We start from the raw sequence: 14,653 nt of genomic DNA, 5'->3' as shown, positions 1-14,653 counted from the left end.
TTTTATTGCCGACAGTTTTTTTACCCGCGGTCTTCCCATGCCCGCTGCAGTGCTTCATGAAAAGTTTCGAGCGGTTTGGCACCGGAAACGGCATACTTTCCTTCGAGCACATAAAATGGAACGCCGCGTATCCCCATTTCTCTCGCTTCCTGTTCATCTCCATGCACTTTATCGGCGTATACCCGTTCTTCCAACACCCGTCCGGCTTCACGGCCGTCCAGCCCGCTTTCCTCAGCCAGCCTGATCAGCGTATCACGGTCTCCGATATGTAATGAATCCGTAAAATAAGCTTTGTATAAACGCTCGGTCATTTCTTGCATCTTCCCTTGTTCGGCGGCATATTGCGCCAATTGATGAGCCTCGAACGTATTCGTGGGAATCATTGTGTCAAAGCGGTAAACCAGTCCTTCCGCCAATGCCAGATCAGCCACATTCTGGTTGGATTCACGCGCTTGATCCAAGCTTAAGCCGTATTTGACCGCCAGCAAATCGTGAATGCTTGCCTCCGGATCTTTCGGCGCACCCGGTTCAAGCTCATAACTGCGGAAGATGAGTTCGACTTCCGAAGGATGCGAGAAAGAGCTTAGCGCTTTCTCCAGCCGGCGTTTGCCGATATAACAAAACGGACAACCGAAATCGGACCAAATTTCCACCTTCATCTTAAAAAATCCCTCCTCCATTACCGAATCAATCCCATCTCCTTGGCCTGTTCTTCCGTTAAAACAAATTCCTCCTTTTCCCAGACCTCGTCATCTTCGCTTAATCCAAATGTATTCATGATTTCCGCCCAAATGCCTTTCTTTACGGCTTCGCCTTGAGTAATGATAATTTTCAATGCCATCCCTCCTTTCCATTAAGTTACCCATCGTATGGATTTCCAAACGAAAGAAAGTCCAGATAAAAAAGAAATGCCGGAATTGGCTCCGGCATTCCCCATTTTACCTAAACGTTCTTAGCCGCGATTCTCCGTGAAGATTTGAAAGCCGACGCCGAACTTGTCCTTCAACGTACCGTAAGCGGGGCTGAAAAAAGTTTCCTGCAGAGGCATTTCCACTTCGCCGCCTTGCTGAAGGGCTTCAAAAAAACGTTTGGCCTGGCTCGCATCATCCGTCGAAATGCAAATCGTCACCTGATTGCCGCTTTGATAGGGCTGACCGGGAAACGTGTCCGACAGCATTAAATTGCTGTCTCCGATGCTTAACATCGCGTGAGCCACCAGATCTTTCGCATCGGCAGGAAGCGGGAAATCGGGATTTTCCGGCATTTCGCCGAAAGTCTGATAAATAACCCGATTGGCATCCAAGGCATGCTCGTAAAATTGAACGGCTTCTTGCGCATTTCCATTCATCACCAAATAAGGTACCAATTGCAGCGTCATGGAATAAATCAGCTCCTGGATTCAAATTTTCTATTCCCATCTTTTATTATAATCAAAATTTTAAACGATTGGCAAAAAACGTACGATCCCAAAAGCTTCCGGCTTTGAGAGATGTGACTTGGCCATTATTGCGGGCTATAATGGAGGAGTAGAGGAACATTTTACAAATTGAGGTGAAGATATGAAGATAACTTTTCTGGGCCATGCCTGCGTTTTCATCGATACGGGAGAGCACAAGCTGATCATCGACCCTTTTCTGACCGGAAACCCGGTGGCAGCGGCCAAAGCCGAAGACATCAAAGCGGATTATGTTCTCCTCACCCATGGCCACTCCGATCATATCGGGGATGCGGAGACGATTGCCAGACAAAACGGCGCGCCGATCGTAGCCATTGTGGAACTGGCGAACTATTTCGGTCATAAAGGCCTGCAAACCGTAGGTATGAATTTAGGCGGCTCCCATGCTTTTCCGTTCGGCAAGCTGAAATGGACCCCTGCCCTGCACACTTCCTCCGTATTCGAGAACGGGACCAATGTATATCTCGGCGTATCGGCCGGGATGGTGCTCGACCTTGGCGGAATCACTTTGTATCATGCCGGAGACACCGCGCTCTTTAGCGATATGAAGCTGGTCGGCAGCTCGAAACCGATCGACCTCGCTTTCCTGCCGATCGGCGATTTCTTTACGATGGGGCCGGAAGACGCGTTGACCGCCGCCGAATGGGTCGGAGCCAAGCATGTAGTACCTGTGCATTACAATACATTTGATCTCATTCGGCAAGATGGGGACGCTTTTGTGTCCGAACTCCGCAGCAAAGGCATTCAGGGCTACGCCCTGAAGCCGGGAGACCGTCTTTCCGTTCAGGACTTATTAGGCAAGTAAAACGTCATAACATACAAGGCCCGCGCTCGTTTCGAAAATGGCGAAACAAGCACGGGCCTTGCTGCTGATGGTACTTTTATGGTCAAGGGTATTCAAGAGCTAGAAAGCCGCTGTAAAATAGCGGTACATTATGGTCTTATTTCCCGGATTCCAGCGTGCTGCTCACCAATAAGGGGACGAAAAGGCCTTATTTCCCGACAAACGATGCAAAAAACAGCTGTTTCCCGGCATTTTGAGAAAATAGCGCCCTTTCGTTCCTCTATTTTTTGCAGAACGAGGGAGATCGGCCCAATAGCGCCCTTTTGTACCCTAAAATAGGCTTCTGCCGAGCAATGGGAACTGTTTTCCCTACACAGCCCCACCGCCTCAAAACCCTTTCAAAGTTCCCCCCGCCATGCTCACCGTATTTCGGGAACCTCACCTTCACCTTCTCTTTCCCATGCTTTACTCGTCCGCCAGGTCCTTACCCTTGGTTTCGACGCCGAGCCATAACACTGCCAGCGCCCCGATAACGACCGTTACGAAAAACATCCAGAAAATAGAGCCGATAGCCACATGCCGCGCCACCAGCATCCCCACCAGATATGGGGCGATAATGCCGCCGATGCGTCCGAACGAAGCCGCGAAGCCTACGCCGGTTGAGCGGATTTTGGTCGGAAACAGCTCCGGGGTATACGCGTACATTGCTCCCCATGCGCCAAGGTTAAAGAAGGATAAACAGATGCCTGCGGCTATCAGCATGCCCGCCGACGTTGCGTTTCCGAACCAGGCCGCGCTTGCCGCCGTCAGCAGCAAATACAGAACAAGCACGAATTTACGCCCGAACTTTTCGATAAAATAAGCCGCCGTGAAATAGCCCGGAAGCTGGGCGAGCGTCATGATCAGGACATATTCGAAGCTTTTGACCAGGCTGAAGCCTTTCAAGGTCATCACCTGAGGCAGCCATAAAAACATGCCGTAATACGAGAAAACGACGGTAAACCATAAAATCCACAGCATGATCGTGGCCCGGCGATGCCGGCCGCTCCAAACGGCGGTGAAACGCTCGCGGAAAGAAACGCGTTTGTCTTTAGTCCCCCCGGACTGCTTGACAAAGCGGGCCGGATCCTGGATCGATTTGCGCAGATACAGGGCATAGACCGCCGGAATGGCGCCAATAACAAAGGCCATCTGCCAGCCGTAATTCGGAATGACAAAATAGGAAATCAACGCCGAAGCGATCCAGCCGGCCGCCCAGAAGCTTTCCAGCAGCACAACGGCCCTGCCCCGCTCCTTCGCGGCGACGGATTCGGAGACCAGCGTCGAGGCAACGGGAAGTTCCCCACCCAGCCCAAAGCCCGCGATAAACCGCAGCACGCAAAGCATGGCAAAACCGGTAGCCGCCGCAGACAGGCCGCTGGCCAAGGAAAAGATCAACAGCGTCCAAAGCAGGATGGACTTGCGCCCGAACTTGTCCGCCATATATCCGGCGATTGCCGCTCCGAAAGCCATGCCGACGGAGTTGATCGCGGTAAAAAAGCCGGTTTGCTGCGGAGTCAAGCTCCACTCCGCAGCAAGCGCGGCGGCGACGAACGAGATAATTCCGACGTCCATGGCGTCGAACATCCAGCTGAGTCCGGCGCTGACAAGCAGTTTGCGCTGTTTCGGTTTCGATACCGTTTCGACTGCATTCATTACAGCACCCCACCCTTAAAGCCAAATTTGATTTTCTCTATATTAGCTTTCCACAAAAAAAGCGTATATTTGCATGCGAATCAGGCCGGCATCCCGCCATTCCTCCCCGCCATATGCCGTCTTCGCAGGACGAAAGCGGCAACGAGAACCAGCAGAAACAGACCGTAAGAAGCGATAAGCAGACGCAAGTCCACCCCGGGGAACACCAACGGAGCGCTTAAAATACCGAACAGCCATATGCTCGACAGGTTTCCTATCAAGTTGGACCAGAGGTAGGATGACGTCTTCAAGCGCGAAAGCGCGGACATGAAGGATATCAGGTTATTCGGCATAATCGGCACGGTCCGCAAAAAGATAACCGCCCACACGCCATACCGGTCCAGCATATTTTGCCACTTCTCATATTTTTTTAGCCGGCTCATCCACCTGCGGTTAAACCAATCGGCGAATAAATACCCGCAGAGCCAATACACCGCAATACCGGCTGCGGTTCCGGCGATCCAGCTGGCGAGCAGCCCGTTTACAATCCCCAGCGCCGAAATGTGCAGCATGACCAAGGTGGCGAACGGAAATACGCCAAATAATCCCTGCAATATCGCTAACGGCACCGTGATGAGCAGGATGGAAAAGCCGCCAAGCTGTGTCGCCTCCAAGAACCAGGCCGTGATGCTCTCAATCCAATCGCTCAAAGATTTTTTCCCCATTCGATATAACGTAGTAGTTAGGATACCCGTTTTCCCAAAATAACCAGATCCCGCTCAACGCCGTCCAAATTAGCGACTCTCGGCAGGTGGGCCCATGTTTCGAACCCGAATTTTCGCAGCAGAGCTTTGCTGGGCTCATTATGGTCAAACACGAAACCAAGCAGCGTGCTTACCCCGATTTCCGGACAGGAAGCAATGGCCTTTTCCATCAGAATGCTTCCGATGCCGCGCGACCGGTATTCACCGGAAATATAAATGCTGACTTCCACTGTGGCATGATAAGCCGGCCTGCCGTAAAAAGACGAAAAGCTCAGCCAAGCGACAATGCGTCCGCCGGATTTCATGACCCAGAGCGGGCGGCAATTCGGAGAATGCTCGTGAAACCATTTTACTCTGTCATCGAAGGTGATCGGCTCCAAATCGGCCGTAACCATTCTTCCGGCAATTGTTTCATTGTAAATATCAACAATCGCCTGCAAATCCTCAATAACCGCATCTTCAATCGTGTAGTCAAAGTTCATATGTAATGTTCACTATCCCTTGAGAATTTTTTGATACTGCTTGATCACGCTGAAATGCATGCCTTCATGGTACGTGGAAAAATTTAAGAATTGCCCCAGCGTATCCATTTGGTAACCGGCGGAAGTTGTGAACGGCTCATCGAGCTTTTCAAGCAGCCGCCCGGTTAAAGCGGCCCGGAAGCGTTTCGGCTGCTCCTCCAGAAACTCGATGATTTCCGCTAGTCCAGGCGCGGGTTCCTTCCATTCCAGAGGCGAGGACCCGCTGATGAACAAGGTTTTGTAGGATTCGGGAAACTCCATCGGCAAGCCGGCAAAATGAAATCCAAATCTTTCCGAAACAAGTCCCAGATGCCCCAGGTTCCACAAAATATGGTTGCGGAAACCCTCCGGAATAAGAACGGCCGTTTCTTCCGGCAAACGACGGGCGACTTTCAGCGTTTGGCTCCGCACGAAATCAACTTGATTAAAGATGATATGTTCCATCATTGTATTCCTCCTCTACGTCGATAGCGACGTCATGTTTGATTCGAACGTAATGCTCCACCGTCGGAAAAGGATCGTAAAAATGATGCAGCAGCGCTTTCCATTCCTCGTACTGCGGCGACTTTTTGAAACCGACCTCGTGGGCGGTAATCGAATCCCATTTGACTAGCAGGATGTATTTGTTTTCGACTTCCACACACTTTTGCAGCTCATGTTCGATATAACCGTTCATCTTGGAGATAATCTTCGAGGCCTTGCGGAAATTGCTTTCAAACTCGTTGATTTTGCCGGGTTTTACGTACAATTGAGCCACTTCAAGTATCATCGCAATTCATCCCCTCCGTTCAACTGATTATAGCACGGACTTTTCGCTTTATGAATCGGGCTGTATAAGTTGAACAAATGATTAAACGTATAGGGGCAGCCGTGTGAAATGTTCTCATTCGCCTCTTTTGCCAATATACTTGGTCAACTTATGGACGCATAAAAAAGCCCGCTCAGCGAAACAATGCCGGCAGGCTACATTGGCAAGATTAGAACCTGGGCATGGTCTCTGCTCTGCCCCGCTTCATTTCTTGCTGTCCATAAAAATATGCTTTGCGGTTATTCCTTGCGGACCGATGTCGATGAGTCCGAAGCTGTATCGGGGTTCGCGCCGTTTATCGGTCGGTGAGCCGGGGTTGAACAGCAGGACTCCGCCGGAGCGTTCCTTCAGCGGTACGTGAGAATGGCCGAACAGAATAGCGTCGACCGGCTTTCCGGCAAACATCCGCAGTGCGTTTTCCTTGGCGCTGCTGCGCGGAGCGGGCTGATGTCCATGTGTAAGTCCGAACCTGGCGGGGCCAAGGGTCAATATTTTGCCGTAGCCGAAACGCCGAACGATTTCGGATGGATCGTTGTTGCCCGCCACTCCCTCCACGTGCGCCAAAGCGGACAGCTGCTCATAGACCTCCATGGACGTCCAATCCCCGAGATGGATGATATAATCGCAGCTCTTGAAATGCTGAACCAAAATAGGCGGAAGCGCCGCTCCGCGTCTGGGCATATGCGTATCCGACAACACTCCGATGCGCATAGGCGTTATCTCAATGGCGACGCAGCCATACGGATATACGTATGCCTGCGGCCGCGGATCGCCACGGAAAGCGCCTGAATGTTTTCCGGTACCGCCATGCCGGCAAATCCCGCGTCACCGATGTGAAAAAGATCGGCCCCGGCTCGTTTGGCGCTCAGCGCGATCAATTTGACCGTCTCCTCGTCGGCGCCTTCCTGGCTTGTGCCGATCGCGCACAGGGCAAGCGCTCCGCGAGCTTTCACCTCCGCGATGATGCCGGCAAGCTCTTCCTCCCGCACGCCGGGCACCGTTCCGGGAGCGGGTAGCAGTACAACGTCGGCCCCGGCATCGGCAAACTGGATGGCCGCATCTTGATCAATGACGCTGCCGCTGGTTCCGGCGCCGTGCATTTTTCCTGCAATAATCAGCCCGCCAAACTCCTGCTGCGCCAGTGAAATCGTCTGCAGAATCGCGGCATGGGTGACACCTGTTTTCGGGTTGCCGGTCAGACAGACGAAATCGCAACCAAGCTCCCGGGCTTTGGCGAGCGAACGAGCGGTTGCCCGGCGTCCTTCCGGCAGCTGATTCAAGGTTTCTACCTCGCTTGCCGCAGGATCCACCGGCTCGAGATTAATGCCTACCGGAAGCCCCGTCAGCCGTTTAATCTCCGCGATGGGGTTCACATCCGTATCCGCGGTCAAGACCGGATTAAACACATCGAACGGTACGATTCCGCGCACCACGGGATGAAACACATCAAATACATTAAGCAAAATCATGTCCGCGCCAAAAGCTTTGGCAAGCTCCGCATTGGTGATCTCCGGGAGCAGCGGCTGCGATATGACGACGGTTTCGGCCAGGACCGTCCGGCCCTCCGCCGCTAAAATGGCTCCCTTCAGCGCCTCGCGGCCCATTTGCCGGAAATCCGACGCCCGGCAATCCAAAATTCTTTTCATGCCCGTACCTCCTGTATTGAAATGGAAGAATCCCTTTATTCCAGTCTAGCACGCCGGATAGACTCCGTATGCATGTTTTTTATCGATGAGTATCGCCCGGCGGGCATAAATATACCCTGGCTTCATAGGGACGAAGCTTAATTTGCGTAATATCTTCGTCGGCAACCGGCTGGTAATTGGCGATTAACAGTTCCAACCTGTCAGCCGCGATTTCCGGAGGCAGCTCAAACAGAGGCTCCCGCCCCAAAAAGTTCAAAATCACCAGCAGCCGAGTTTCCTCAAACGTTCTTGTAAACGCGTAAATTTCCGGGTGCTCCGGCAGCAGAAGAGCGTATTCGCCATAGACGATGACTTTATGATTTTTACGCAGAGCGATCAATTTTTTGTAGTAGTGATATATGGAATCCGGGTCATTTATCGCCTGTTCCACGTTGATTTCCAAATAATTGTGGTTCACCTGAAGCCATGGATCCCCGGTTGTAAACCCCGCTTGCCGACTCGTGTCCCACTGCATCGGCGTTCTGGCGTTATCCCGGCTTTTTTGATGAACGGCCTCCATGATTTTCGCCTCCGGGATGCCGTTTTGGCGTCTATCTTCATAGTAATTCAGAGTTTCCACGTCCCGGTAAAGGTCAATCGAGTCAAAAACGACGTTGGTCATGCCGATCTCTTCCCCCTGATAAATATAGGGGGTGCCCTCCAGCATGTGAATGAAGGTTGCCAGCATTTTGGCGGAAGGAAGACGATATTCCCGGTCGTTGCCAAATCGCGACACCGCCCGCGGCTGGTCATGATTGCACAGGTAGTTGGCGTTCCAACCGCGGTTATGCAGAACAGTTTGCCAGCAGCCCATGATTTCTTTCAGATCCGGCAAATTCCAGGGGACGGTGTCCCATTTCCCGCTGCCCGCCGAAGCCGAGTCAATAAACATGTGCTCAAACTGGAAGGTCATATTCAGCTCTCTGCGGCCGTCCCCAACATAATCGAGCGCTTCCTCCGGCCCAAGTCCGGAGGTTTCGCCTACGGTCATAATGTCATGGGAATACAACACCTGGTCGTATAAATTTTGCAGCAGGGTGTGAACATTCTCCAGATTGGAAAACATTTCATAGGCGCGGACCGTCGGCGATTGGTTCGGATTGTCCGCATCCGGCAGCCCTTCGGCTTTGGCGATATGTGCAATGGCGTCGAAGCGGAAGCCATCCACGCCTTTTTTCAGCCACCACTCCACCATCTTGTGCATCTCTTCAACGACTTCGGGATTTTCCCAATTCAAATCGGGCTGATGTGTGGAATATAAATGCAAGTAATATTCGTCCGTCAGCGAATCATACTCCCACACGGAGCCGCTGAAATAAGATTCCCAGTTGTTCGGAGGCCCGCCGTTTTTGCCTTTTCGCCATATGTAAAATTCGCGTTTTGAATTGTATTTGGACTCGCGGGACTCGAGAAACCACGGATGCTCGTCGGAGGTATGATTCAGGACCAGATCCATCATCAGCTTCATGCCACGCGAATGTAAACCTTCGAGCAGTTCGTCAAAATCGGCCATCGTCCCGAATTCCGGCATGATACCGAAATAATCGCTGATATCGTAGCCGTTGTCATGTCCCGGCGACTTGTAGATCGGGCATATCCAAACGCAGTCGACGCCCAAATCCCGCAAATAATCCAGCTTGGAAATGATGCCGCGCAGGTCGCCGACTCCGTCCCCGTTCGAGTCTTTGAAGCTGATCGGATAAATTTGATAAACGACGCATTCCTTCCACCATTTCGGGTTCATTTTCGGCCTCCCGTTCGTCTAGAATCCTTGAACCGTCAACTACTACTATTCCACCCTTTTTCAAAAGCAATAAGTCCAGGGCGAAAAATCATTTGAATTTGCTTCTTTCTCCCCGGCACGCCGTATCGTTGTAGTATAATAGACAAATCATGTTTATCCGCATGCCGCAATTTCCGAATTTCATGAAAGGATGCACTTATATATGAGTTTAGCTACCGAAAAAACCTCTTCCTCCGCGCCTACTACGCGGACCCACCGACTGCAGGCTGCGCTCATCTTGGGCAGCTTGTCCGCATTTGGACCGCTGTCGCTGGATATGTATTTACCCGCACTGCCGAAGCTTTCGATCGACATGCACACCAGTGCGTCGATGGCTCAGTTGAGCTTAACAGCTTGTTTGCTTGGCCTGGCGCTTGGCCAGCTGTTTGTCGGACCGCTCAGCGATGTTCGCGGGCGCCGCATGCCGCTGATCGTCTCGCTTGCCATTTACGGCTTGAGCTCACTGTTTTGCGTATTCGCGCCGTCGGTCTGGCTGCTGATTGGGCTTCGCTTCATTCAGGGTCTGGCCGGTTCGGCCGGCATCGTGCTTTCGCGCGCCGTCGTGCGCGATATGTACTCGGGCTCTGAGCTCACGAAGTTTTTCTCTCTACTGATGCTGATTAACGGCGCCGCGCCGATTCTGGCGCCGATCTTCGGCGGGCAGCTCCTGAACTTCGTCTCCTGGCGCGGCGTGTTCGTGGTGCTTAGCCTGGTAGGCGTCGTGATGATGCTGTCCGTTTTGCTCGGATTGCCTGAGACTCTGCCTAAGGAACGCCGACAATCCGGAGGGCTGCAGGAAACATTCGGCACCTTCCGGCGTTTGGTCCGCGACCGGCTGTTTATCGGCTACTGTTTGTCCCAGGGCCTTGTGACCGCCGCGATGTTCGGTTACATTTCCGGCTCCTCCTTTGTGCTGCAAAACATTTTCCATGTTTCGGAGCAGACGTACAGCCTGATCTTCGCCATGAACGGCGTTGGCATCATCATCGCCAGTCAAACGACCGGGCGGCTGGCCGGACGCATTAAGGAAATTGCCCTGCTGCGATTTGGACTGCTTCTGGCGGCTGTGGCTTCCGTCGTCCTGCTCGGCGTAATCCTGACGGGGGGCGGCATTGCCGTCGTGCTGATCCCGTTATTCTTTGTCGTCTCCTGCGTAGGTATCGTTGGTACGTCTACGTTTACGCTTGCCATGCAGAGCCAAGGCAGCAATGCCGGCAGCGCCTCCGCCCTGCTTGGCCTTCTGCCCTACATTCTGGGCGCCGCGGTAGCCCCGCTGGTCGGCTTGGGCGGCGACCATAATGCCGTGCCGATGGGGATCGTGATCACCGCCGCAGATCTCGGCGCCGTGCTTTGCTATGCGCTGCTGGTACGGCGGGAAAGCGGCAAAAAACAAGCGGCATAAGACTTGAGCAAGAAATTTTTATTCAATCAAATAAAAATCCCCCGTAAGCAGAAAATTCTACTTATAGGGGATGCCAGCTTACATTATTTAAGTGCCTGAGCAGATCTCAAACTGCCCATCTTTCCTTTTTACCTACCTATACTGTTCAATGATTTCAACGTACTGCCGGTTTGCGTGCAACCGCTCCTCCGTAACCCTCCGCTTCGCTGCCTCGAGTTCGCGGAGCAGATCGCCGACCTCCTCTTGCTTGCTTCGGACCTGATCCAACGAATCGCGGATTCGCCCTTGCACCAGCAAATCGGAAAAGAAGTCGTCGAAAAAGTAATCCGCAAACTTCAGCAAACCGGTAATTTCAAGTCCCGCTCCCAGGCTGCCGCCTACATCGCGAAGCTCTTGCTCGAACCGCTTCAGACTGTTTTTTGCCGCATAAATATGCTCCATCGCCTCGTCGATGCGGTTGTGCTTGATATGGGTCGAAATCATCCCGCCGCCAAGCATGTCATAGGTTCCCCAGCTCTTGGCGGACCGCAAATCCTCTTCGGCGGCATTCAAATCGGCCATGGCCGATTCCCCCGCTTGAACAGCTTCGTTCAGCTCTTTTTCTTCCACCGTCAGCTCCGCTTGCCGCTCTGCCAAAGCCATGAGCTCATGGTTCCCATCTAAAATTTGCTTCTCTTTGGCATGGAACAGCCTGTCATAATCAGCCTCCCAGCCGCGTAACTCCCGCAGCTTCCGCTCCAACTGAGCGATCTGCTCTTCCGTATTTCTGACCGCTCGGTCGGCTTCTTCATATTTCACCTTGGCGGCCAGTACCTCCCTCTGTTCCTGATCCAGCTTCTCCGCCTTATTGCCAAGCAGGGTGTGAAGCAGCCCGGAGAGTGAGGTGCTCATCAGCCGTTGAACGTCCTTCTCCTCCGCCGCCAGCTTCCGCCCCATTTCCGTTTTTGCCCGCTCCAGGCCGGGGAGCTCTTCTTTAAAAAGCGCAAGGCGGTTTTCCCACTTTTCCTGACTGCGCCCCCGCTCCTTCAATTCCGCCAAACGTTCGTTCAAATCCTCAAACATATCCGTCCCTCCTGCTAATATAAACGCGATTGGAAGGAATTAGTTTCATGTCATTTTTTATCCCAAGGCAAGGCGCCGTTTTCTTCCGCTTGCTTGACGATCATTTCGCACAGCCGGTGACTCTCCAGGGCATCCTGCGGCGAAATCCTAAGAGACTTCTTCTGCTCTACGCCGGTCAAAAAATGGTCGATAATTTGCACAAATCCCCTGCGGTACAGCACCGGATCCCAATCCTTGAACTTCAGGTGCCGTTCCTCTCCCCCGGCAAAATGCGTTGTCGTGTTTACCCCCTCGACCACCCACTTGTTGCCCGGATTCATGACGTCGAGAATTTCATCGTTCGCACCCGAATCCCGGTTCATGATTCCGGTGCAGGTAAACCCTTCTCCATTAAGCTGAATCATGGCATGATACAGCTTTTCGTCCTGCACAAAGGTGGAAATACGCGAATCCGTAATTTCACCCGGAGCCAGGAAACGAATCGTATCCACGACATGAATGAAGTCGTCCAGCACAAAGCGACGAGCAAAATCCGGCATCCCGGCCCGGTTTTTTTGCAGCGTAATGATCCGCAGATCGCGCTGTTCTTTAAGCGACGCATACATCGGCGCAAAACGGCGGTTAAAGCCGACCATCAGCGGAACTCCTGTCTGTTCGGCCAATTCCGTGAGCCGTTTCGACTCCTCGTAATGATAAGCAATCGGCTTATCGACGTAAACGGCAATCCCGCTGCGAATCAGCTGCTCGGCCATCCCCGCATGGGACTCGGTCGAGCTATGTATAAAGGCCGCGTCGATTCCGGATTCGATCAACTGCTCCACGCTGTCCGCCGATTCCGGAACCCGATATTTTACCGAAAGCCGACTTAGCGTCTCCCGATTCCGGGTGCAAAACACAAGCTCCGTATTTTCTCTCTCCGTAATGACCGGCAAATACGCTTTTTGGGCGATATCCCCCAGCCCGATAATTCCAACACGCATGATGCGTCCTCCTTGGTTACCGTTTTTTGATGAAAAACGATTTCAATGATTTACCCGTAACCCGTCCAGAACGAATCACGACTCCATTATACCATTCACCGAAAATCCGTTCGCTTTTTGATTGCAACTCTAACCTCGCCTATAATGAAAAGCAAATCATTATTTTTCCGAAGGAGATTACTCCAACATGAATAAATGGCTTAAGGTGTTGCTGTTTTTGCTGGGGTCCGCTTTCCTGACGAGGTTGATTCCGTTCTCAGGATGGTTTCGGATGCTGGATACGATGGTTCATGAGCTTGGCCACGCCGTTATGACCTTGCTGGTATTCGGGCGAGTGCTGAGCATCGAGCTTCATCCCGATCTCAGTGGGGTGACCTACTCCTCTCTGTCCCCGGGTTGGGAACCTATCCCCGTATCTCTTGCCGGATACATCTTCGCTTCCTTATTCGCAGTTTTCGCATTTTATGTATATTACAAACAAAAACAAGCGGCAGGGCTAACTTTCATCAGTGCGCTTGCTTTGGTGACGCTGCTCTTTTTTGTACGGACGGGATACGGACTGTGGTGGCTGGTCGTTTTTATCGGGGTGAACTTGCTCTTTTATTTCATTGGCGGCCGGATTCGGAATTATTATTATATGCTGCTCGCATTTCTATGTCTTGAGGAATCGGTCATGGGGCCGGTCACCCTTCTGCTGCGATCCATCATCTATCCAAGTGAAGCTGGAGATGCCAGCAATCTGGCACGGCTCACGATGGTTCCTTCCGTTGCGTGGGCGCTGCTGTTCCTGGTAATTTCTTTGGTCTGTGCCATGTGGGCTTTGCAGTTGTTTGGGAAAGATCGGTATCACAACATAAAAGCCGAAAAAAAGGCCAGCCTGCTAGCCGTTAAAAAGAAGAAGACAGGTTTGATATCAAGATTAAAGTGATGCTTGCAGATTCCGAAACAGGCCAGCATAAAAATCCGCGCTTTCTACCATAGGTCTGCAATCCGTATGGTCTCCTGAGAGACCGATTTCGAAAATAAAATCATGGTTTACGGTATAAGGAATAACCATCTCCCAGTCAATAGCTCCTAGCCCGAGCGGTAAAGAGTCGTGGCTCATTCCAAACGAATCGACAAGATGAAAATAACGAACGAAAGGGGCCGTTCTTTCCAAAACATGCTTCAGTTTGCGGTTATCGCCACGGAGTGAGATAAAGGAATGCGATACATCGATATTCAAAGGAAGCTGCAGCGGTGCGATCAGTTCATCGATCAGATGAGGATTGCTGTAGGAAAATAACCCCTCAATGGTATCCTCCCAGAGAAAGATATCTCGACCGAAAGTCAGAATTTCTTCGATGCTGTCTTTCATCCTTTTGGTTTGATCGGCGGAAACGTGCATTGAACTTTCGGTTCCCAAGTAATGGGCATGGATGATACAACGAATTTTTTCCCTATGGCAGATATCGGCAAGTACTCTTGAAGATTGCCGGTAGTAGCTTTGAACTTCAGGATCCGAAGATAAAATATCCAGGAATTTGCCGTTAATTTTGGCCGGATGGTGCATGAAGACTTTAATGCCGCGATCTTTCAGCAGTTTGATAACTTCAAGCAGCCGCTTGGGATCGGCAAGATCCGCTGTCTCCAAATGAAGTTCGATGATTTCCGGATTGTACTTCAATCTGTCTTGAATCGCCTTGTTCGTCAAATTCGTTTTCAATCGAATATAGTTCATCTCATTATCACCTC

17 protein-coding genes are annotated in these 14,653 nt (G+C 51.8%); 3 read left to right on the top strand and 14 right to left on the bottom strand.

The window, feature by feature from the left end:
• Window positions 1-20 precede the first annotated feature (20 nt).
• The 3 genes from ACI48K_RS08565 to ACI48K_RS08555 all read right to left on the bottom strand — a co-directional run bounded on the left by ACI48K_RS08565 (window position 21) and on the right by ACI48K_RS08555 (window position 1,378).
• A complete protein-coding gene (locus ACI48K_RS08565; protein WP_475027166.1) occupies window positions 21-659 on the bottom strand; it encodes a DsbA family oxidoreductase in 639 nt (212 codons plus the stop codon).
• A 20-nt stretch (window positions 660-679) separates the two neighbouring features.
• Complete coding sequence (locus ACI48K_RS08560; RefSeq protein ID WP_475027165.1) at window positions 680-835, bottom strand: hypothetical protein; 156 nt, start codon at window positions 833-835, stop codon at window positions 680-682.
• A 117-nt stretch (window positions 836-952) separates the two neighbouring features.
• Window positions 953-1,378, bottom strand: coding sequence for a VOC family protein (locus ACI48K_RS08555; RefSeq protein WP_475027164.1), 426 nt, complete (start codon window positions 1,376-1,378; stop codon window positions 953-955).
• Window positions 1,379-1,559: 181 nt separating this feature from the next.
• Between ACI48K_RS08555 and ACI48K_RS08550 the strand changes: the two genes are divergently transcribed.
• On the top strand, window positions 1,560-2,261 hold the full coding sequence (locus tag ACI48K_RS08550; protein ID WP_475027163.1) for a metal-dependent hydrolase: 702 nt from the start codon (window positions 1,560-1,562) through the stop codon (window positions 2,259-2,261).
• Window positions 2,262-2,705: 444 nt separating this feature from the next.
• Here ACI48K_RS08550 and ACI48K_RS08545 read toward each other — a convergent pair whose 3' ends face one another.
• From ACI48K_RS08545 to ACI48K_RS08510, 8 genes are all read right to left on the bottom strand, one after another.
• Window positions 2,706-3,935, bottom strand: a complete 1,230-nt coding sequence (locus ACI48K_RS08545; protein ID WP_475027162.1) for an MFS transporter — start codon at window positions 3,933-3,935, stop codon at window positions 2,706-2,708.
• Between the two features lie 80 nt (window positions 3,936-4,015).
• Entirely contained in the window at window positions 4,016-4,624 is a 609-nt protein-coding gene (locus tag ACI48K_RS08540; protein ID WP_475027161.1) for a TVP38/TMEM64 family protein, read from the bottom strand.
• A gap of 32 nt (window positions 4,625-4,656) precedes the next feature.
• A complete protein-coding gene (locus tag ACI48K_RS08535) occupies window positions 4,657-5,160 on the bottom strand; it encodes an N-acetyltransferase family protein (RefSeq protein WP_475027160.1) in 504 nt (167 codons plus the stop codon).
• Between the two features lie 12 nt (window positions 5,161-5,172).
• Window positions 5,173-5,646: a DinB family protein gene (locus tag ACI48K_RS08530; RefSeq protein WP_475027158.1), complete on the bottom strand. Its 474-nt coding sequence runs from the start codon at window positions 5,644-5,646 to the stop codon at window positions 5,173-5,175.
• Window positions 5,624-5,968, bottom strand: coding sequence for an antibiotic biosynthesis monooxygenase family protein (locus tag ACI48K_RS08525; RefSeq protein WP_475027157.1), 345 nt, complete (start codon window positions 5,966-5,968; stop codon window positions 5,624-5,626). Before ACI48K_RS08525 ends, ACI48K_RS08530 begins: the two co-directional genes overlap by 23 nt.
• A gap of 243 nt (window positions 5,969-6,211) precedes the next feature.
• A complete protein-coding gene (locus ACI48K_RS08520; RefSeq protein ID WP_475027156.1) occupies window positions 6,212-6,718 on the bottom strand; it encodes a metallophosphoesterase family protein in 507 nt (168 codons plus the stop codon).
• A 5-nt stretch (window positions 6,719-6,723) separates the two neighbouring features.
• Window positions 6,724-7,653, bottom strand: coding sequence for a DUF7916 family protein (locus ACI48K_RS08515; protein WP_475027155.1), 930 nt, complete (start codon window positions 7,651-7,653; stop codon window positions 6,724-6,726).
• Window positions 7,654-7,732: 79 nt separating this feature from the next.
• Entirely contained in the window at window positions 7,733-9,436 is a 1,704-nt protein-coding gene (locus ACI48K_RS08510; protein ID WP_475027154.1) for a glycoside hydrolase family 13 protein, read from the bottom strand.
• 202 nt (window positions 9,437-9,638) lie between these two features.
• Here ACI48K_RS08510 and ACI48K_RS08505 point away from each other — a divergent pair, with 202 nt between their 5' ends.
• Window positions 9,639-10,877: a multidrug effflux MFS transporter gene (locus tag ACI48K_RS08505; RefSeq protein WP_475027153.1), complete on the top strand. Its 1,239-nt coding sequence runs from the start codon at window positions 9,639-9,641 to the stop codon at window positions 10,875-10,877.
• 132 nt (window positions 10,878-11,009) lie between these two features.
• Here the strand turns inward: ACI48K_RS08505 and ACI48K_RS08500 are convergent, their stop codons facing one another.
• Together ACI48K_RS08500 and ACI48K_RS08495 are read right to left on the bottom strand one after the other, a co-directional pair.
• Window positions 11,010-11,939, bottom strand: coding sequence for a hypothetical protein (locus ACI48K_RS08500; protein WP_475027152.1), 930 nt, complete (start codon window positions 11,937-11,939; stop codon window positions 11,010-11,012).
• Window positions 11,940-11,989: 50 nt separating this feature from the next.
• Window positions 11,990-12,919: a Gfo/Idh/MocA family protein gene (locus ACI48K_RS08495; RefSeq protein ID WP_475027151.1), complete on the bottom strand. Its 930-nt coding sequence runs from the start codon at window positions 12,917-12,919 to the stop codon at window positions 11,990-11,992.
• Between the two features lie 187 nt (window positions 12,920-13,106).
• Between ACI48K_RS08495 and ACI48K_RS08490 the strand changes: the two genes are divergently transcribed.
• Window positions 13,107-13,847, top strand: coding sequence for a M50 family metallopeptidase (locus ACI48K_RS08490; RefSeq protein WP_475027150.1), 741 nt, complete (start codon window positions 13,107-13,109; stop codon window positions 13,845-13,847).
• Here the strand turns inward: ACI48K_RS08490 and ACI48K_RS08485 are convergent.
• Window positions 13,839-14,639, bottom strand: a complete 801-nt coding sequence (locus ACI48K_RS08485; protein WP_475027149.1) for a TIM barrel protein — start codon at window positions 14,637-14,639, stop codon at window positions 13,839-13,841. The genes ACI48K_RS08490 and ACI48K_RS08485 overlap by 9 nt on opposite strands.
• Window positions 14,640-14,653 lie beyond the last annotated feature (14 nt).

The organism is Paenibacillus terrisolis (genome assembly GCF_056171975.1).
The sequence above is the reverse complement of the archived record's forward strand: the minus strand, read 5'-3'. Positions and strand labels throughout refer to the sequence as shown.

What these genes read in the sequence shown, in the direction of transcription:
- ACI48K_RS08485 (WP_475027149.1), bottom strand. Translation starts at nt 14,639, where the DNA reads ATGAACTATATTCGATTGAAAACGAATTTGACGAACAAGGCGATTCAA.
- ACI48K_RS08505 (WP_475027153.1), top strand. Translation starts at nt 9,639, where the DNA reads ATGAGTTTAGCTACCGAAAAAACCTCTTCCTCCGCGCCTACTACGCGG.
- ACI48K_RS08555 (WP_475027164.1), bottom strand. Translation starts at nt 1,378, where the DNA reads ATGACGCTGCAATTGGTACCTTATTTGGTGATGAATGGAAATGCGCAA.
- ACI48K_RS08490 (WP_475027150.1), top strand. Translation starts at nt 13,107, where the DNA reads ATGAATAAATGGCTTAAGGTGTTGCTGTTTTTGCTGGGGTCCGCTTTC.
- ACI48K_RS08500 (WP_475027152.1), bottom strand. Translation starts at nt 11,939, where the DNA reads ATGTTTGAGGATTTGAACGAACGTTTGGCGGAATTGAAGGAGCGGGGG.
- ACI48K_RS08515 (WP_475027155.1), bottom strand. Translation starts at nt 7,653, where the DNA reads ATGAAAAGAATTTTGGATTGCCGGGCGTCGGATTTCCGGCAAATGGGC.
- ACI48K_RS08510 (WP_475027154.1), bottom strand. Translation starts at nt 9,436, where the DNA reads ATGAACCCGAAATGGTGGAAGGAATGCGTCGTTTATCAAATTTATCCG.
- ACI48K_RS08530 (WP_475027158.1), bottom strand. Translation starts at nt 5,646, where the DNA reads ATGATGGAACATATCATCTTTAATCAAGTTGATTTCGTGCGGAGCCAA.
- ACI48K_RS08495 (WP_475027151.1), bottom strand. Translation starts at nt 12,919, where the DNA reads ATGCGTGTTGGAATTATCGGGCTGGGGGATATCGCCCAAAAAGCGTAT.
- ACI48K_RS08545 (WP_475027162.1), bottom strand. Translation starts at nt 3,935, where the DNA reads ATGAATGCAGTCGAAACGGTATCGAAACCGAAACAGCGCAAACTGCTT.
- ACI48K_RS08525 (WP_475027157.1), bottom strand. Translation starts at nt 5,968, where the DNA reads ATGATACTTGAAGTGGCTCAATTGTACGTAAAACCCGGCAAAATCAAC.
- ACI48K_RS08550 (WP_475027163.1), top strand. Translation starts at nt 1,560, where the DNA reads ATGAAGATAACTTTTCTGGGCCATGCCTGCGTTTTCATCGATACGGGA.
- ACI48K_RS08520 (WP_475027156.1), bottom strand. Translation starts at nt 6,718, where the DNA reads ATGCGCATCGGAGTGTTGTCGGATACGCATATGCCCAGACGCGGAGCG.
- ACI48K_RS08535 (WP_475027160.1), bottom strand. Translation starts at nt 5,160, where the DNA reads ATGAACTTTGACTACACGATTGAAGATGCGGTTATTGAGGATTTGCAG.
- ACI48K_RS08565 (WP_475027166.1), bottom strand. Translation starts at nt 659, where the DNA reads ATGAAGGTGGAAATTTGGTCCGATTTCGGTTGTCCGTTTTGTTATATC.